This is a genomic window from Mesorhizobium sp. P160219 (assembly GCF_057786095.1).
Window position 1 is genome coordinate 766578 of record NZ_JBYNWG010000001.1, and the last position, 17451, is coordinate 784028.

The following is a 17451-nucleotide window of genomic DNA, read 5'->3' on the forward strand; positions in this document are numbered from 1 at the left end:
ATGCGAGGGAATGTTCCGTCGCGATCCTTCGCGCCCCCCTCTGTCCTGCCGGACATCTCCCCCACGAGGGGGGAGATCAGCAGCTTCTTCGCTTCGCTCATTCCTGCAACGATGGAGATTGGCGAAACCCTGCGTGACGTCCAATCTCCCCCCTTGTGGGGGAGATGCCTGGTAAGGCAGAGGGGGGCGCTGTCCCGCCGTCATCTCGGTCGTTCCGCCCCTCAATCCACAAATATCAGCGCCGGCGTCTCAATCAGCGCCTTGATCCGCTGCACAAACACCGCCGCATCCCAGCCGTCGACCACCCGGTGATCGAAGCTCGATGACAGGTTCATCATCTTGCGCGGGATGAACTGGGTGCCGTCCCAGACCGGCCGCACCATCATCTTGTTGACGCCGACGATCGCCACCTCAGGATGATTGATGACCGGCGTCGTCGCCACGCCGCCCATGGCGCCGAGCGAGGTGATGGTGATGGTCGATCCCGACAGCTCGTCGCGGCTGGCCGTGCCGGACTTCGCCGCTTCGGCCAGGCGGTTGAGCTCGGCCGCGCAATCCCAGAGGTCGCGCGCCTCGGCGTGCTTGACCACCGGCACCACCAGGCCCGACGGCGTCTGCGCGGCAATGCCGATATGGACGCCGCCATGCTGATGGATGATGCCGGCCTCGTCGTCGAACAGCGCGTTGATGTTGGGCTGGTCGGCAATCGCCTTGACCATCGCCCGCATCAGGAACGGCAGCAGCGTCAGCTTCGGCCTCTCCACACCCTTGCGCTTTTCCTTGTTGAGCGCCGCGCGCAACTCCTCAAGTGCTGTGACGTCGATCTCCTCGACATAGGTGATGTGCGGGATGCGTGACTTCGCCAGCGACATTTTTTCGGCGATCTTGCGCCGCAGTCCGATGACCTTGATATCCTCGACGCTGTCATTGCGCGCCAGACCCGACGCCTTCGCTACCTGCGGTCCGCGTGCCAGGAATGCCTCGATATCTTCGTGGCTGATGCGGCCGGCAGGGCCGGTACCCGACACCTGGCGCAGATCGATCCCCGCCTCCTTCGCCCTGAGCCGGATGGCGGGCGACGCCAGGGGCTTTTCGCCCTCCGGGCGCGGCGCGCCGGAGGGTGCCGCACCTTTAGATGTCGGCGCAGCACCCCCACCCTTAGCCCCTCCCCACAAGGGGGAGGGGGATTCTGTCTCAGCTGCCCGTGCGCTTTTGGCTGCTGGTGCAGGTGGTGGCGACTTGGCGTCGGATTTCGTGGCCGAGACGCCTCCCTCTTGTGGGGGTCCGGAGGACGGGCGAAACCCGTGGCTCGCCCCGGCAGGGGTGGGGGTCGGTGCCGCCGTGACCTCTGACGATTTCGAGCCTTCGGCGACATTGCCCTCCCCCGCCACTTTCAGCCGCACGATCGGCGAGCCGATCGCCACCGTGTCGCCGATCTCGGCGCCCAGCCACAGGATCTCGCCATCGACCGGCGAAGGTATTTCCACCGTCGCCTTGTCGGTCATCACGGCGGCAAGCACCGAGTCCTCGCGCACGAGGTCGCCGACCTTGACGTGCCACTCCACAAGTTCGGCCTCGGCGACGCCTTCACCGACATCCGGCAGCTTGATGATGTGTTCGCCCATCCCTAGGCTCCCATGGTTTCGAGAAGCGCGCGGCCGACACGGGCCGGCCCCGGGAAATAATCCCATTCCTGCGCATGCGGGTAGGGCGTGTCCCAACCGGTGACGCGCGCCACCGGCGCTTCCAGATGGTAGAAACAATTTTCCTGCACCAGTGCCGACAGCTCGGCGCCGAAGCCGGAGGTCAGTGTCGCCTCGTGCACGACGACGCAGCGTCCGGTCTTCTTCACCGAAGCGACTATCGCGTCGAGATCGAGCGGCAGCAGGGTCCGCAAATCGATGATCTCGGCATCGATGCCGGTTTCTTCCACGGCCGCCTGCGCGACATAGACCATGGTGCCGTAGGCGAGCACGGTGACGGCCGAGCCCGCCCGGCGGATCGCCGCCTTGCCGAGCGGCACCGTGTAATGGCCGTCGGCGACCTCGCCCAGTTCATGCTTCGACCATGGCGTCACCGGTCGGTCGTGATGGCCATCGAACGGTCCGTTATAGAGCCGCTTCGGCTCCAGAAAAATCACCGGATCGGGATCCTCGATCGCCGCGATCAGCAGCCCCTTGGCATCATGAGGATTGGACGGCACCACCGTCTTCAGCCCCGACACATGGGTGAACAGCGCTTCCGGGCTCTGGCTGTGCGTCTGGCCGCCAAAAATGCCGCCGCCGGTCGGCATGCGGACAACGATCGGGCAGGTGAAATCGCCGTTCGAGCGGTAGCGCAGGCGTGCTGCTTCCTGCGTCAGCTGGTCGTAAGCCGGGTACATGTAGTCGGCAAACTGAATTTCCACGCATGGCTTCAGCCCATAGGCGGCCATGCCGATGGCGGAGCCGACAATGCCGGATTCGTTGATCGGCGCATCGAAGCAGCGGGTCTTGCCGTACTTCGCTTGCAGGCCTGCCGTGCAGCGGAAGACACCCCCGAAGAAGCCGACATCCTCGCCATAGACGATGACGCGTTCGTCGCGCGCCATCGACACGTCCATGGCGTCGCGGATCGCCTCGATCATGGTCCGTCTCGGCATGGTCAGACTCCCGCCTGCTGGCGCTGGCGCCTGAGATGCGGCGGCATCTCGGCAAACACGCCCTCGAACATCTCGCGCGTCGACGGCTTGCCGCCGGCATGCAGCGTGCCGTGGCCTTCAGCTTCCTTCTGCGCCGCGATCACCGTCTCGAGGATTTCGGCCTCAGCCTGGGCGTGACGCTCGTCCGACCAGACCCCGCGCAGGATCAGATGGTTCTTCAGCCGCATCACCGGATCGCCGAGCGGCCAGGCGTCGGATTCGGTTTTCGGCCGATAGGCAGACGGATCGTCCGAGCTCGAATGCGCGCCGGCACGGTAGGTCACGTATTCGATCAGCGTCGGGCCGAGATTCTGGCGCGCCCGCTCCGCCGCCCATTTGGCCACGGCATGAACGGCGAGATAGTCGTTGCCGTCGACGCGCAACGCCGGAATGCCGAAGCCGAGGCCGCGCGCGGCAAAGGTGCCGGAACCGCCGCGCGCAATGCCTTGAAACGTCGAGATCGCCCACTGGTTGTTGACGACATTGAGGATGACCGGCGCCTTGTAGGTCGAGGCGAACACCAGTGCGGAATGGAAATCGGATTCGGCCGTCGAGCCGTCGCCGATCCACGCCGCCGCGATTTTCGAATCGTTGCTGATAGCGGAAGCCATCGCCCAGCCTACCGCCTGGATGTATTGCGTCGCCAGATTGCCGGAGATCGAGAAGAATCCATGCTCCTTCGACGAATACATGATCGGCAATTGCCGCCCTTTGAGCGGATCGGCCTCGTTGGAATAGATCTGGTTCATCATCGTGACCATCGGATAGCCGTCGGCGATGAGCAGGCCGGCTTGCCGATAGGTCGGGAAATTCATGTCGCCTGGCGCCAGCGCCTTGCGGAAAGCGCAGCTCACCGCCTCTTCGCCCAGATGCTGCATGTAGAACGAGGTCTTGCCCTGGCGCTGCGCCATCTGCATGCGCGCATCGAAGCTGCGCAGCGTCATCATGTGGCGCAACCCCTCGAGCAGCTCCTCGTCGGTGAGCAGCCCGGCCCACGGCCCGACCGCCTCACCGGTGCGGTTGAGCACGCGGATGATCGAAAACGCCATGTCGCGGATGGTGCGCGGATCGACATCGATGTCCGGTCGCGGCACCGAGCCGGCCTTGGGGATAGGCACGTTGGAGAAGTCGGGCGTTCCGCCCGGCCGCACTTCCGGCTCCGGCACATGAAACCGCAACATCCCAGCATCGGTCATGACCATGGTCCTCCCATTTGCTGCGGTGATATTTGCACATCCGCGCGCCCGGCACAGCGCCAATTCATGGGGCGCCGCAATCCATCCGGCGTCACGGCCGGCAGGCGACCGCAAGATGCAGATAGGTCGGCGAAATTTCTTGTCGATGTTGGGGAGCGGCGCGCAATTAGGCGCAAAGTTTTGCAGGATTTCCGGCAGATAGTCACTTCACGGCCTCCGGGAGAGATGAACGCATCAAGGCACGCGAACTGGCGCTTTCCTCTCCCCCGTCGATCGGGGGAGAGGTGTCGAGCGAAGCTCGACGGAGTGGGGGTCGACCCTTGGGCGCTAGGCAACGCTTGAGATAGTGCCCTTCCTTTGTCCGTTCGCGGCGATTGCCAGGTGGTTCCCCCACTCCGTCTCGGCTTCGCCGAGCCACCTCTCCCCCCTCCGGAGGGAGAGGAAGGCAATAGGGTCTCGAACTCTCTGGAGAACGTTCACTCCGCCCTCTCCCCATGCTAACCACCGCTAATGGCGCAGAAAAAAGGATACGAAGTCAATTCGTGGCTGGCGAAGCCGGACGCGCGCATATCGATCGTCCTGCTTTACGGACCCGACCGCGGCTTGGTCGCCGAGCGGGCCAAAGCCTTTGCCGCGAAAACCGGCCTGTCGCTCGACGATCCGTTCTCAGTCGTCCGGCTCGATGGCGCGGAGGTCGATCGCGACCAGGGCCGGCTGCTGGACGAAGCCCGGACCGTGCCGATGTTCTCCGACCGGCGGCTTCTGTGGGTGCGCAACGCCAGCGGCCAGAAGCCGCTGGCTGAGGACGTCAAGGCGCTGACCGCGGAGCCCGCGCGCGACGCGATCATTCTCATCGAGGCCGGCGACCTGAAAAAAGGCGTCGGGCTGCGCGCCGTGGTCGAGGCGGCCGACAACGCCATGGCGCTGCCATGCTATGCCGATGAAGCGCGCGACATCGACAGCGTCATCGACGACGAGTTGCGCAAGGCCGGCATGTCGATGGCGCTCGACGCACGCCAGGCGCTGCGCCGCAATCTCGGCGGCGACCGGCTGGCCTCGCGCGGTGAGATCGAAAAACTGGTGCTTTATGCCCACGGCCAGAAGGACATCAGCCTCGACGACGTAAGGGCGATGTCCGGCGACGTCTCCGGCGCCTCCTTCGACGACGCGGTCGATGCTGTGCTGGAGGGCAGGATCGGTGACTTCGACACCGCCTTCACCCGCCACTGCCTGTCCGGCGGCCATCCTTTCCTGGTGCTGTCCTCGGCGATGCGGCAGCTGCAGCAGCTTCAAATCATGCGCGGCCAGATGGACACCGCCGGCCGCAACGCCGCCTCGGCCATGGCCGGCGCCCGTCCGCCGGTGTTTTTCTCGCGGCGCAAGCTGGTGGAGAAGGCGCTGGAGCGCTGGAACGTCGAGGCGCTCAGCCGCGCGCTGAACCGGCTGCAATCGGCCGTGCTGCAGACCAGGCGCAGGCCGGATTTGTCGGAAGCGCTGGCGCGGCAGGCGCTGCTCGGCATTGCGGTGGAGAGCGCGAGGCTGGCGCAGCGGTGATCTCCCCCCTTGAGGGGGAGATGTCGCCAAAGGCGACAGAGGGGGTCGCGGCGCGTGGAGCGCTGGCGCCTTTCGCAACGACAAACGAGGTCGGCGCTTGATGCGAGACGACCCCTTCTGGCCTGCCGGCCATCTCCCCCTCAAGGGGGGAGATCAGCAGTTCGATCCCTTCGGCAATCGCCAATAAAAACAAGGGCCGGCAACCGCCAAGCTCTTTCTTCATCCTAAGCCAGAACTTCATTCGCCGGCTAAATATGGCGCAACCTCAACTTTCTACCGCTCGTCCTTCAACCGCCGGCATAGCTCGTCGAGCTGCTCCAGACTGCGGTAGTCCACGCGGATCGCGCCGCCCTTGCCCTTGTGCTCGATGGTCACGATCATGCCGATCGTGTTGGTCATCAGCTTTTCCAGCGCCAGCGTGTCGGCATCCTTGCCCGATACGCCGTGTGATGGTTTTGCCTTGGGCGGCGTGCCGCCCGCCGGCATCTGCGCCAGCGCTTCCGCCTGGCGCACCGAAAGCCCCTCCTCGACAATCTGCTTGGCGAGCCCAGCTGGATCCTGCGCCGTGACCAGCGTGCGGGCGTGACCGGCTGACAGCGCGCCGTCGACCAGCATGTCTCGGATGACGTCGGGCAGCTTCAGCAGCCGCAGCGTGTTGGCGACGTGGCTGCGGCTCTTGCCGATGACATTGCCGAGATCGGCCTGGGTGTAGCCGTGATCGTCGATCAACTGCTGGTAGCCGAGCGCCTCCTCGACCGGATTGAGGTCGGTGCGCTGGACGTTCTCGATGATCGCCAGTTCGAGCGCCGTGCGGTCGTTGACGTCGCGCACGATGATCGGAATCTCGGTCAGCCCGGCGCGCTGCGCGGCGCGCCAGCGTCGCTCGCCGGCGATGATCTCATAGCGCCCGGCCTGCGTCGGCGAAGGCCGCGCCACCACCGGCTGCACCACGCCATGTTCGCGGATCGACTGGGCGAGATCGGTCAGGTCGGCGTCGCCAAAGTGCCGGCGCGGGTTTTTCGGGTTCGGGCTCAGGAACTCTATCGGCACCTTGCCGTCCGCATTCAAGCCCGGCTTTTCGGCTGCCACCGGGCGGTCGATCTCGCCGATCAGCGCCGCCAGTCCACGCCCCAGTCTCTTTCTCGAAAGGTCTTCGCTCATCTCAATTCCAGATTCTTGATCGTTTCGGTGCCGGATCGCTTTGTTTATCGACCCTGCCTAATCATGCGGCGCGCAATTTACGCTCGCGGCGGATCACTTCGGACGCCAGCTGCAGATAGGCCTGGCTGCCTGAGCACTTGAGATCGTAGAGGATTGCCGGCTTGCCGTAGGACGGCGCCTCGGACACCCGCACATTCCTAGGAATGATCGTCTCGTAGACCTTGTCGCCCATGTGTGCCCGCACGTCCTGCACCACCTGGTTGGCGAGGTTGTTGCGGCCGTCATACATGGTCAGCACGATGCCCTGGATGATCAGGTCCGGATTGATCGAACGGCGCACCTGCTCCACCGTTTCCAGGAGTTGGCTTAGCCCTTCCAGCGCGAAGAACTCGCACTGCAGCGGCACAAGAACAGAATCGGCTGCCGCCATTGAATTCAACGTCAAAAGGTTGAGCGAGGGCGGGCAGTCGATCAGCACATAGCCGAACGGCGCACCGCGCTCGGTGGCGGCGCGCAGCGCGTTGCGCAGCTTAAGCACGCGATCCGGCGCCGAGGCGATTTCCATCTCGATGCCGAGCAGATCGAGCGTCGACGGCACGATCGACAGGCCGGGCACCGCCGTCGAAATGGCCGCCTCTTCCAGGCCCAGTTCGCCGGTCAACACGTCATAGGAGGAGACGGTGCGATCCTTGCGGTCGATACCGAGACCCGTCGAGGCATTGCCTTGCGGGTCGAGATCGACGATCAGCACCTTTTCGCCGATCGCGGCCAGCGCCGTGGCCAGATTGATGGCGGTGGTGGTCTTGCCGACGCCGCCCTTCTGGTTGGCGACGGTGATGATGCGAGGTCCGGTTTTCATGGGTCTGTGCCAGGTATTCATGTGGGCCAGGTATTCATTGCGTCGCCAAGGTTGCGAAGGAGAGCTTACGCCGTCCGCAGATCGGTCACTTCGAGGATGACGCCATGGGCGTCGGTCATGCTAGGATGTTCTACCAGATCGAAAGCCCAGCGGTGAGTGCTTTCTTCCACCTCGGAGCGGTAATCCCGGCCTTTGTGGAAAAGCGCACGTGACCCCTTGGTCAGCCATGGCGCCGACAGGTCAAGCAGCGCCGGCAGCGCGGCCAGCGCCCGCGCCGTGATGATTTCCGGTGCGGAAACAAGCGCATAGCTGTCGTCGATGCGCCGGGCGACGACCCGTGCCGGCAAACCGAACTGGCCAATGACCGCCTGCAAAAACGATGCTTTCTTGCGGTTGCTCTCGACCAGATCAATCGACGCGCCTTCGCGTTCGACCAGCAGGAAGGCCAGCACCAGGCCCGGAAAACCGCCGCCCGAGCCGAGATCGGCCCAGCGTTTGGCCTGCGGTGCGATTCGCGCCAGTTGCGCGCTATCCAGAATGTGGCGGCCCCAGACGTCGTCCAGCGTCGACGGCGCGGCCAGATTGATGCTTCGGTTCCATTTCAGGAACAGCTGTTCGAACGCCACCAGGCGATCGAATGTTTCACGTGAAACCGGTCCCGCAGCCTCTTGCAGGCTCGCCCATGAGGCAGAGCTCACGCAACGGCCCTTTGGGCGGCCGACTCGGCGTTGCGGACGTGCGCGACGATGATGGCCAGCGCCGCCGGCGTCATGCCTTCCATACGCTGCGCGTCAGCGATCGAACGCGGCTGACGCGTTAGCATCTTCTGCTTCAGCTCATTGGACAGGCCGGGAACATCGGCGAAATCCACCGACGCCGGGATCAACCGGCTTTCCTCGCGGCGGATCTGTCCGACATCCGCCTGCTGGCGATCAAGGTAAACCGAATATTTCGCTTCCGTTTCGAGCCGCTCGGCGGTTTTGACGTCGATTGCGCCAAAGGCCGGCGCAACACGGGCCAGCCAGGCGATATCGACGCCGGGATGAGCGAGCAATTCATAAGCGGAGCGGCGCACGCCGTCCCTGTTGATCTCCAGCCCATGCCGCGCCGCTTCGTTGGGCGTCATCGTCGTCGCAACTGCGAGTTCGCGCGCCCTATCAAGATCCTGTGTGACTTGATTGAACCGCTGCGTCCGCTCCGGCGACACGATACCAAGCCGATTTGCCAGCGGCGTAAGCCTTTCATCGGCATTGTCGGCGCGCAGCGATAGGCGAAACTCCGCCCGCGAAGTGAACATGCGGTAGGGCTCGGCAATGCCGCGGCTGGTGAGGTCGTCGACCATCACACCGATATAGGCTTCGGTGCGGCTGAGCACGATTTGGTCGTCGGCCGCCGCCTTGCGCGCGGCGTTGAGCCCGGCGAGCAGGCCTTGCGCGCCGGCTTCTTCATAACCGGTGGTGCCGTTGATCTGACCGGCGAGGAAAAGCCCCGCAATACGTTTGGTCTCAAGCGTCGGCTCGAGCTCGCGCGGATCGACGTGGTCATACTCGATGGCGTAGCCGGGCTGCAGCATGGTCGCGCGTTCCAGGCCCGGGATCGTCTTCAGAATGTCGAGCTGGACGTCTTCGGGCAGGGAGGTCGAGATGCCATTGGGGTAGACGGTGTCATCGTCCAGCCCTTCCGGCTCCAGGAAAATCTGGTGGCCTTCGCGATCGCCGAACTTGACGATCTTGTCTTCGATCGACGGGCAATAGCGTGGTCCGACCCCCTCTATCGAGCCGGAATACATGGCGGAGCGGCCGAGATTGGCGCGGATCAGCTCGTGCGTCGCCGGTGTCGTACGCGTGATGCCGCAATGGATTTGCGGATTCTTGATTGTGTCGGTGAGCAGCGAGAACGGCACTGGATGTTCGTCGGCCGCCTGGCTTTCCAGCGACGCCCAGTCGATGGTGCGGCCATCGAGCCGCGGCGGCGTGCCGGTCTTCAGCCGTCCAAGCGCGAAACCGGCGCGGCTCATCGTCGCCGACAGGCCAAGGCTCGCTTGCTCGTTCATCCGCCCGGCGACAATCTTCCTGTCGCCAATGTGGATGAGGCCGCGAAGAAAAGTGCCGGTGGTCAGGACGACTGCACCGCACGCCAACCGGCGCCCGTCGGCCAGGAGCACAGCGGCGATCCGTCCTTCTTCGATCTCGAAATCCAAGACTTCGCCTTCGACGACGTCGAGACCGTTCTGCTGCCGAATCGCTTCCTGCATGGCCAGCCGGTAAAGCTTGCGGTCGGCCTGCGTGCGCGGCCCGCGCACGGCAGGGCCTTTGCGGCGATTAAGCAGGCGGAATTGGATGCCGGCAGCATCGGCGATGCGGCCCATCAGCCCGTCCATGGCGTCGATCTCACGCACCAGATGGCCCTTCCCGAGGCCGCCGATCGCCGGATTGCAGGACATGACACCGATCGTGTCGAAGCGCAGCGTGATCAGCGCGGTCCTGGCACCGGCGCGCGCGGCAGCGCTCGCAGCCTCGCACCCGGCATGACCACCGCCCACCACAACCACATCATAGCGATCGATCATTGTCCCTTCCAGATTCAGAGATTTCCCGACACATGTCCCCACGAGAGGACGCTGTCAAGGATTGCAGGTTGATTCGTTCACGTGGACCGGAGTGCTGAAAGTCGCAGAGGTGTTTCACGTGAGTCATAGGAGCAGCGAAGCCTCGTTTGGCGCTGCCCCTTATCTACCTTCCGGCATCTTCTCCCCATGAACGGGGACAATGAGGGGCGGTGCAGGCTTTCGGCCACTTGCCCTTTTGCCAACCGTCTCATTTCACGTGAAACACGCACTTGGGCGGCCCCCTGTGTTTCACGTGAGTCACTCACACAGCGCGCCCCCCTGTTTCACGTGAGTCACTTCCCAATGCAAAACTGCGAAAAGATCACGTCCAGCAGGTCCTCGACATCCACCGCGCCGACAATCCGGCCAAGCCGGTCCGCCGCAAGACGCAGCTCCTCCGCCCGCAGCTCCTGGCCGCACTCTTGCCCCGACAAAGCCGAGATCAGAAAGCGCCTGGTCTCATTGAGCAGCTCCACATACCGCAACCGAGACGGCAGGATGTCCCCGGCGTCGCCGATAGCAGCCGCGGCGCGCCTGCCGATCTCAGCCAGCAGTTCAGCCAAACCAGTGCCGTCCACCGTCGATATCAACGCATCATACGCCTCTGATCGCGGCGAACCTTTCAAGAGATCGACCTTGGTGCCGATTCTCAAAGCCGGGGCCTCGACAGGCATGTTGCCGATCGCAGTAGGGTCCGCCAGATCTTCCAGCAACAGCACCAGGTCAGCCGTGTGCGCCTTGGCCCGCGCCTTTTCGATGCCGATCGCTTCGATCTTGCCGGGCGACTCGCGCAGGCCCGCGGTGTCGGTTACCCTGACCCGCACTCCGTGGAGATCCAGCACCACTTCGAGCAAGTCCCGCGTCGTGCCGGGCTCGTCGGTAACAATCGCCGCCTCACGCCTGGCCAGCGCGTTGAACAGGCTGGATTTTCCGGCGTTCGGTGCACCGAGGATGACAACCTCAAACCCGTCACGGATGATCTCGGCGGCATGGAAGCCATCGACATGCCGGCCGATCTCGCCCACCATTGCGCGCACATCGGACCAGACCGTGTCCGAAACCGAACCGGGCACGTCGTCTTCGTCGGCGAAGTCGATTTCCGCCTCGATCATCGCCCGTGCATGGATCAGCCGACGGCGCCAGCCAAGATAGAGTTCGCTTTGCACTCCTTCGGCATTCTGCACGGCAAAGCGCCGCTGCGCTTCGGTTTCGGCATTGACCAGATCGGCCAACGCCTCCGTCTCAACCAGATCCAGCTTGCCGTTGAGAAGAGCCCGGCGCGTAAATTCACCAGGTTCCGCATGACGCACGCCGTCAAACCCGGCAATGATCTCCAGCATCTTGCCGGCCACGGCGCGGCCGCCATGGACGTGGAACTCGGCGACATCCTCGCCGGTAAAACTGTTCGGCCCAGGAAAAAACAGCACCAGGCCGTTGTCGATAAGCGAACCGTCCACCGTTCGGAGCTTGCGCAGGGTTGCAACCCGGTCCTTGACCTTACCACCGGCAACCGTTTCGACGACGAATCGAGTCTTCGGTCCGGAAATGCGGATGACAGCGATGCCGGCGGGCAGGCGCCCGCTGGAAAGCGCAACGATCGAATCGCCTGAAATCATTTGCCCTTCTCACCGGTCGCCTAGCTGTCCGGTCGACAATCCCACAGTGTCGCGGCCGTCATGAACCGGCTGTTCGTCAATATCAAGGTCGATCGCGAGGAGCGGCCGGACATTACCAAATCTGTATAGCCGCCTGGTCATCCATGTGCGAGCAGGCGGGTCCGACGCCAAGCAGTTCTGGGCGGGCCAGCAAGCCCTACGGCAGGCCGGCATCGTTAATGCCTGTTCCTGGCCGGAACCGTGAAGCTGGAGCCCATCTCCCCATGAGGCAAGCCTCGTTCCGGTTGCGAATCGGAAATCCCGACCCGCGTCACGCCGATCGTCTCCGCGATCGGAACGGATGCGAATCGACTTAACATTGGCCAGTGGCATCCGGCCGCAGACCGGCAGACCGGAGCTATGTACCGGCTATCCTGCCCGTGGGGCCGGATCCGTAGGAACCGTGTTTCCGTCCAAGGCCGAAGGAAGCCGCGTCACATCAATGGATAGCGGCCGCGGCGCGAACAGCAAATCCTTGGCCGCGACCACCGCTCCGACCGTGATCAGGATGCAAGCAACAGCCACCGACCAGTGAAACACACCAAAGCCTGCCAGCAGAAGCACGATGACCGAGAAGAGGGGCGCCGCGTAGGAGAGGGCGCCGAGGATCATGATGTCGCCGTGCTTGCAGCCATAGTCCCAGGCGTAAAAGCCGGCGCCTAGCGGTATTACGCCCAAGATGACGATGGCGCTCCACTGCGTCGCCGTCTGTGGCCAGACGGTAGCCTCAAGCGTCAGGTGCAGCACCAAGGCGACCGCAGCCGTGATGAAGCAGTAACCGGCGACGACATCGGTCGGCACCTTGCCAAAGCGGCGCGATAAAACCGAATAGCCGGCCCAGATGAAAGCGCAGAACAGCGCGATGACATGCCCCTTCATCACACCATTGGCCAGTCCGATCGTGCCGCCCTTGGTGATCACCACAATGGCGCCGGCAAGGCCGAGCACGACGCCGGCGATGTGATGGGCCCTAAGCTTTTCTCCAGGCAGGAAGGCGGCAAAGACGACGATCAGCAACGGCCAGAGATAGGCGATCAGGCTGACCTCGACCGGCGGCGCCGAGTGGATGGCGAAGAAATAGGCGCAGTGATAGATGCACAGCCCCGCTGTGCCGAGCGCCCAGACCTGCCACGGCTGGCGCAGCGACTTGATCGCCGCCGGACGGACAAGCCAGCTCGACGCGCCGATCAACCCGCCAAGCAGAAACGTCATCGCCGCCAGCTGAAAGGGCGGAATCGGTCCAGCCGCAGTCGAAAGCAGCGCCAGGAACGACCATGTCAGGATGGCCGACAAGCCGATCAGGGTCGGGATTGTTTTCTTCATGCGGCCTCCGATCTTCCAGACGGGATTACTCGCATGACGACAGCGATGGAAATTGCCGCCCAAGGCCACGCCCTGTCGGAAATGCGACCTGTTTGCCCCCGCAATGAAAAACCCCGTCCCGGTTTCCCGGAACGGGGTTTCATGCATGACCGATGATCCAGTGAAACTGCTTACGTGTTCATTGAATCGAAGAAATCGGCGTTGGTCTTGGTCTGCTTCAGCTTGTCGATCAGGAACTCGATCGCGTCGGTGGTTCCCATCGGCGCCAGGATGCGGCGCAGGACGAAGATCTTCTGCAGATCCTGCTTGGAGACCAGCAGGTCCTCCTTGCGGGTGCCTGACTTCAAAATGTCCATGGCCGGGTAGATGCGCTTGTCGGCGACCTTGCGGTCGAGCTGGATTTCGCAGTTGCCGGTGCCCTTGAACTCTTCGAAGATGACTTCGTCCATGCGGCTGCCGGTGTCGATCAGCGCGGTGGCGATGATGGTCAGCGAGCCGCCTTCCTCGATGTTGCGGGCCGCGCCGAAGAAGCGCTTCGGCCGCTGCAGCGCGTTGGCGTCGACACCGCCGGTCAGCACCTTGCCGGAGGACGGCACAACGGTGTTGTAGGCACGGCCGAGGCGGGTGATCGAATCGAGCAGAATAACGACGTCGCGGCCATGCTCGACCAGGCGCTTGGCCTTTTCGATGACCATTTCGGCGACCTGGACGTGGCGCACCGCCGGTTCGTCAAAGGTAGAGGACACGACCTCGCCCTTCACCGAACGCTGCATGTCGGTCACTTCTTCTGGCCGTTCGTCGATCAGAAGTACGATCAGATAGCATTCCGGATGATTGGCCGTGATCGAGTGGGCGATATTCTGCATCAGCACCGTTTTACCGGTACGCGGCTGCGCGTTGATGAGCGCGCGCTGTCCCTTGCCGATCGGCGCCACCAGGTCGATCACCCGCGACGAGATGTCCTTGCCGGTCGGATTGTCGATCTCCATCTTCAGCCGCTTGGTCGGATAGAGCGGCGTCAGATTGTCGAAATGGATCTTGTGACGGATCTTTTCGGGATCGTCGAAATTGATCGTGTTGACCTTGAGAAGGGCGAAATAGCGCTCGCCCTCTTTTGGGCTGCGGATCGGCCCTTCGACGGTATCGCCGGTCTTCAAGGAGAAGCGGCGGATCTGCGAGGGCGAGATGTAGATATCGTCGGGACCCGGCAGATAATTGGCGTTGGCTGAGCGCAGGAAGCCGAAACCGTCCTGCAGCAACTCGACCACACCGTCGCCGATGATCTCGACGTCCTGGGCGGCCAGTTTCTTCAGGATGGCAAACATCAGTTCCTGCTTGCGCATGACGCTGGCGTTTTCCACTTCGAGCGATTCGGCATAGGCGATCAGCTCTGGCGGCTTCTTGTTCTTGAACTCTGCGAGTTTCATTTCTTGCATAGACGGACTCTGAATCTGCTTTGGGGAAAATATATCGGCTGGATGCGATAAATGCCGGGCGCGGCCGAAAGCAATCAAGGGCGGCGCATGACGGGAAGGAAGACCCGTCTTTTATCGTCGGTCGGGGGAAAGAGCAAGCTGCGTTTTGTCGACCGAAATGGGCCTAGAACGGCTTGACGACAACCAGGATGACGATGGCGATCATCAGCAATGTGGGGATCTCGTTGACGATTCGCCAGTGCCGCGCCGTTTTTTCATTGCGGTCCTCGGCGAATTTCCTGACAGCACCGGCCAGATAGCCATGCACGCCCGACAGCAACAGCACCAAGCCCATCTTGGCGTGCAGCCAGCCGCCGTGAAAGCCAAACACTTTCCAGGCAAGCCAAAGCCCGAACACCCAGGTGACGATCATCGCCGGATTGATGATGCCGCGCAGCAGACGCCGCTCCATCACCTTGAAGGTCTCCGATTGGACGGACCCCTTCTCTGCGTCGGCGTGGTAGACCAGCAATCGCGGCAGATAGAGCATGCCGGCCATCCAAGAGATGACGGCCAGGATATGGATTGCCTTCGCCCAGGGATAGAAACCCTCAGGCGCAAAGAAAAACAAAAGTGCGGTGAGAACAACCAGCACTCCGATGCCGATGGTCATGCGCATCATCGCCCCACGAGTGCTGTTGCCGCCCGTATTATCCGATTGAGCCATCAGCGTGTCGCGCTCCGCACCTGCTTCACCATCGCCTCGACATGTGCCACCGGCGTCTCCGGCGTGATGCCATGGCCGAGATTGAAGATCAGCGGTCCGTCGCCCAGCGCCTTGAGGATCGCATCGACGCCGTCCGACAGGGCTTTGCCGCCAGCCACGAGCCGCAAGGGATCGAGATTGCCCTGGACCGCCCCTGAATGCTGCAGTTCGTTCGCAGCCGACAGGGGCACGGTCCAGTCGATCCCCAGCCCCGTCACCCCGGTCTTCTCACGATAGGTCTCGTAGCGGGCGCCGGCGCCCTTGGGAAAGCCTATGATCGGAACATCGCGATGAACCGCACGAACTTGCCTGACGATCTCCGCCACCGGTTGCACGCAGAACTGCTCGAAAGACGCATCATCAAGCACGCCGGACCAGGAATCGAAAATCTGCACCACGTCGGCACCGGCTTCGATCTGGCGGATCAAATAGGCCGCGGAGTGATCGGCGAGCACTTTCAGGAGATGCTTGAAGGCCGTCGGTTCGCGATAGGCAAACAGCCGCGCCGGCGCTTGGTCGGGTGTGCCGTGGCCAGCGATCATGTAGGTCGCCACCGTCCACGGCGCGCCGCAGAAGCCGATCAGCGTGGTCTCGTCAGGCAATCTTGCCCGCAGCCGGCGAACCGTCTCGTAGACCGGTTCGAGATTCACGTGAAACGTTTCACTGTTGAGAGCCGAAATCTCAGCTGCAGTGATTGGCGTCAGCAGCGGCCCGCGGCCCTCCTCGAAGCGGACATCGCGTCCCAGCGCATTCGGCACGACCAGAATGTCCGAGAACAGGATCGAGGCATCGAAGCCGAAGCGCTCGATCGGCTGCAGCGTCACTTCGACAGCCAGATCAGGATTGTAGCAAAGATCGAGAAAGGACCCGGCGCGCTTTCTGGTCTCGCGGTACTCCGGCAAATAGCGCCCGGCCTGGCGCATCATCCAGAGCGGCGGCGGAAACACTGCCTCGCCTCTCAGCACGTCCAGCACGATGCGGTTCTCGGGCATTGAGCGCTCTCTTCCCTGCCTTCTCTATAATTAAATAGTCTATTTCTAGAATCTTCTGATTCTAAGAGTCTGTTGGTATCGGTGGTTGTCACCTGTCCCGCTTTGCCTTGGAAAAGGCCAGCCAGCATTTTGTCGCGTGTTTCTTCCGCGGGATTGGCAATGAGTGTGGATGACCAGGATTCCATCACTGGAGTCAATGGTTTGGCGTAGCCGCTGAAAAACCGCCTCTGTGGATGAAGCGCTGGCAAAAACGCCCGTCCCCAGATTTGTCCCCAACCGCACAGTGAAGCTGACAGCGCATCGAATTGTGGACAACTGGCCTTCTGATACAGTCGCCTCCAGCCGGTCGCCTTTGCGGCCCCGGTTTATCCACACAAGCCCACAGCCTGAGGCGCCCCCTGTGAACAAACCCCAGAGCTTCTTTCACCTGCACCTGATTTCCGACGCCACCGGCGAGACGCTGCTGGCGGCCGGCCGAGCCGCCTCGGCGCAATACAAGGATGCGCGCGCCATCGAGCATATCTATCCGCTCATCCGCACCGAAAAGCAGGTGGCGAAAGTCTTCGAGGACATAGAAGAGGAACCGGGCATCATCCTCTACACCGTCGTCGACCAGAAGCTGGCGCGCGGTATTGACGAGCGCTGCGCCGCCATGGGGCTGCCCTGCGTTTCGGTGCTGGAGCCGGTCCTCACCGTGTTCCAGTCCTATCTCGGCACGCCGGCCGGCCGCCGCGTCGGCGCCCAGCATGTGCTCGATGCCGATTATTTCCACCGTATCGACGCACTCAATTTTACGATGGAGCATGATGACGGCCAGCTGCCGCTCAACATGGACGACGCCGATGTCGTGCTGATCGGCATTTCCAGGACATCGAAGACGCCGACCAGCATCTATCTCGCCAACCGCGGCATCAAGACCGCCAACATCCCGATCGTGCTCGGCGTGCCGGTGCCCGAAAGCCTGGTCGCTGCCACCAAGCCGCTGATCGTCGGGCTGATCGCCACCGCCGAACGCATCTCGCATGTCCGGCAGAACCGCGTGCTCGGCAACAGCAGCACCTACGAAGCGACCGATTATGTCGACCGTGCCTCGATCGCCGAAGAGCTCGCCTATGCCCGCCAGATCTGCACCCGCCACAATTGGCCGATGATAGACGTCAGCCGCCGTTCGATCGAAGAGACCGCGGCAGCCATTGTTGCCCTGCGGGGGAAGAATAGATGATGGGATGGCAACGCGACCTC

General features: G+C 63.0%; 14 protein-coding genes and 1 pseudogene. 3 read left to right on the forward strand and 12 right to left on the reverse strand.

Annotation, left to right across the window (positions count from 1 at the left end):
- Nucleotides 1–221: 221 nt before the first annotated feature.
- From AC3EMP_RS03795 to AC3EMP_RS03805, 3 genes are read right to left on the reverse strand one after another with little or no spacing between them, the layout of a single operon-like run.
- Entirely contained in the window at nucleotides 222–1625 is a 1404-nt protein-coding gene (locus tag AC3EMP_RS03795; RefSeq protein WP_023698106.1) for a dihydrolipoamide acetyltransferase family protein, read from the reverse strand.
- Between the two features lie 2 nt (nucleotides 1626–1627).
- The gene (locus tag AC3EMP_RS03800; RefSeq protein WP_023672171.1) at nucleotides 1628–2641 is read right to left on the reverse strand and encodes an alpha-ketoacid dehydrogenase subunit beta; all 1014 of its coding nucleotides are present in this window, start codon (nucleotides 2639–2641) and stop codon (nucleotides 1628–1630) included.
- 2 nt (nucleotides 2642–2643) lie between these two features.
- Nucleotides 2644–3876 carry a 3-methyl-2-oxobutanoate dehydrogenase (2-methylpropanoyl-transferring) subunit alpha gene (locus AC3EMP_RS03805; protein WP_352713008.1) on the reverse strand — a complete coding sequence of 411 codons (1233 nt, stop codon included), beginning with the start codon at nucleotides 3874–3876 and terminating at the stop codon, nucleotides 2644–2646.
- A 510-nt stretch (nucleotides 3877–4386) separates the two neighbouring features.
- On the opposite strand from AC3EMP_RS03805, the gene holA reads away from it, so the two are divergent.
- On the forward strand, nucleotides 4387–5430 hold the full coding sequence (gene holA / locus AC3EMP_RS03810; RefSeq protein WP_488494585.1) for a DNA polymerase III subunit delta: 1044 nt from the start codon (nucleotides 4387–4389) through the stop codon (nucleotides 5428–5430).
- Nucleotides 5431–5703: 273 nt separating this feature from the next.
- Here the strand turns inward: holA and AC3EMP_RS03815 are convergent, their stop codons facing one another.
- From AC3EMP_RS03815 to mnmE, 5 genes are all read right to left on the reverse strand, one after another.
- Complete coding sequence (locus AC3EMP_RS03815) at nucleotides 5704–6591, reverse strand: ParB/RepB/Spo0J family partition protein (protein WP_023805865.1); 888 nt, start codon at nucleotides 6589–6591, stop codon at nucleotides 5704–5706.
- A gap of 61 nt (nucleotides 6592–6652) precedes the next feature.
- The gene (locus AC3EMP_RS03820; RefSeq protein ID WP_023726720.1) at nucleotides 6653–7450 is read right to left on the reverse strand and encodes a ParA family protein; all 798 of its coding nucleotides are present in this window, start codon (nucleotides 7448–7450) and stop codon (nucleotides 6653–6655) included.
- 65 nt (nucleotides 7451–7515) lie between these two features.
- Nucleotides 7516–8148, reverse strand: coding sequence for a 16S rRNA (guanine(527)-N(7))-methyltransferase RsmG (gene rsmG / locus AC3EMP_RS03825; RefSeq protein ID WP_031197487.1), 633 nt, complete (start codon nucleotides 8146–8148; stop codon nucleotides 7516–7518).
- Nucleotides 8145–10019: a tRNA uridine-5-carboxymethylaminomethyl(34) synthesis enzyme MnmG gene (gene mnmG / locus AC3EMP_RS03830; protein WP_352710458.1), complete on the reverse strand. Its 1875-nt coding sequence runs from the start codon at nucleotides 10017–10019 to the stop codon at nucleotides 8145–8147. The genes rsmG and mnmG overlap by 4 nt, the downstream gene beginning before the upstream one ends.
- A 332-nt stretch (nucleotides 10020–10351) precedes the next feature.
- Nucleotides 10352–11674, reverse strand: coding sequence for a tRNA uridine-5-carboxymethylaminomethyl(34) synthesis GTPase MnmE (gene mnmE / locus AC3EMP_RS03835; protein WP_352710460.1), 1323 nt, complete (start codon nucleotides 11672–11674; stop codon nucleotides 10352–10354).
- A gap of 36 nt (nucleotides 11675–11710) precedes the next feature.
- Between mnmE and AC3EMP_RS03840 the strand changes: the two are divergent.
- A pseudogene (locus AC3EMP_RS03840) lies at nucleotides 11711–11835 on the forward strand (DUF255 domain-containing protein); the annotation flags it as partial.
- A gap of 247 nt (nucleotides 11836–12082) precedes the next feature.
- Here the strand turns inward: AC3EMP_RS03840 and yddG are convergent.
- The 4 genes from yddG to hemE form a co-directional block, all read right to left on the reverse strand.
- Entirely contained in the window at nucleotides 12083–13036 is a 954-nt protein-coding gene (gene yddG, locus AC3EMP_RS03845) for an aromatic amino acid exporter YddG (RefSeq protein ID WP_352710462.1), read from the reverse strand.
- Nucleotides 13037–13206: 170 nt separating this feature from the next.
- Nucleotides 13207–14472: a transcription termination factor Rho gene (gene rho / locus AC3EMP_RS03850; RefSeq protein WP_023672113.1), complete on the reverse strand. Its 1266-nt coding sequence runs from the start codon at nucleotides 14470–14472 to the stop codon at nucleotides 13207–13209.
- 163 nt (nucleotides 14473–14635) lie between these two features.
- Entirely contained in the window at nucleotides 14636–15178 is a 543-nt protein-coding gene (hemJ, locus tag AC3EMP_RS03855; RefSeq protein ID WP_352710464.1) for a protoporphyrinogen oxidase HemJ, read from the reverse strand.
- A complete protein-coding gene (gene hemE / locus AC3EMP_RS03860; RefSeq protein WP_352710466.1) occupies nucleotides 15178–16209 on the reverse strand; it encodes a uroporphyrinogen decarboxylase in 1032 nt (343 codons plus the stop codon). Before hemE ends, hemJ begins: the two co-directional genes overlap by 1 nt.
- A gap of 283 nt (nucleotides 16210–16492) precedes the next feature.
- On the opposite strand from hemE, the gene AC3EMP_RS03865 reads away from it, so the two are divergent.
- Nucleotides 16493–17431 (forward strand): pyruvate, water dikinase regulatory protein, encoded by a 939-nt coding sequence (locus AC3EMP_RS03865; protein WP_460221915.1) that lies wholly within the window; start codon nucleotides 16493–16495, stop codon nucleotides 17429–17431.
- The last annotated feature ends 20 nt before the right edge of the window (nucleotides 17432–17451 follow it).

Excerpts from the sequence above, each read along its gene's own strand:
- AC3EMP_RS03795 (WP_023698106.1), bottom strand. The coding sequence starts at position 1,625 with ATGGGCGAACACATCATCAAGCTGCCGGATGTCGGTGAAGGCGTCGCC.
- AC3EMP_RS03800 (WP_023672171.1), bottom strand. The coding sequence starts at position 2,641 with ATGCCGAGACGGACCATGATCGAGGCGATCCGCGACGCCATGGACGTG.
- AC3EMP_RS03805 (WP_352713008.1), bottom strand. The coding sequence starts at position 3,876 with ATGACCGATGCTGGGATGTTGCGGTTTCATGTGCCGGAGCCGGAAGTG.
- holA (WP_488494585.1), top strand. The coding sequence starts at position 4,387 with ATGGCGCAGAAAAAAGGATACGAAGTCAATTCGTGGCTGGCGAAGCCG.
- AC3EMP_RS03815 (WP_023805865.1), bottom strand. The coding sequence starts at position 6,591 with ATGAGCGAAGACCTTTCGAGAAAGAGACTGGGGCGTGGACTGGCGGCG.
- AC3EMP_RS03820 (WP_023726720.1), bottom strand. The coding sequence starts at position 7,450 with ATGAAAACCGGACCTCGCATCATCACCGTCGCCAACCAGAAGGGCGGC.
- mnmG (WP_352710458.1), bottom strand. The coding sequence starts at position 10,019 with ATGATCGATCGCTATGATGTGGTTGTGGTGGGCGGTGGTCATGCCGGG.
- mnmE (WP_352710460.1), bottom strand. The coding sequence starts at position 11,674 with ATGATTTCAGGCGATTCGATCGTTGCGCTTTCCAGCGGGCGCCTGCCC.
- yddG (WP_352710462.1), bottom strand. The coding sequence starts at position 13,036 with ATGAAGAAAACAATCCCGACCCTGATCGGCTTGTCGGCCATCCTGACA.
- rho (WP_023672113.1), bottom strand. The coding sequence starts at position 14,472 with ATGCAAGAAATGAAACTCGCAGAGTTCAAGAACAAGAAGCCGCCAGAG.
- hemJ (WP_352710464.1), bottom strand. The coding sequence starts at position 15,178 with ATGGCTCAATCGGATAATACGGGCGGCAACAGCACTCGTGGGGCGATG.
- hemE (WP_352710466.1), bottom strand. The coding sequence starts at position 16,209 with ATGCCCGAGAACCGCATCGTGCTGGACGTGCTGAGAGGCGAGGCAGTG.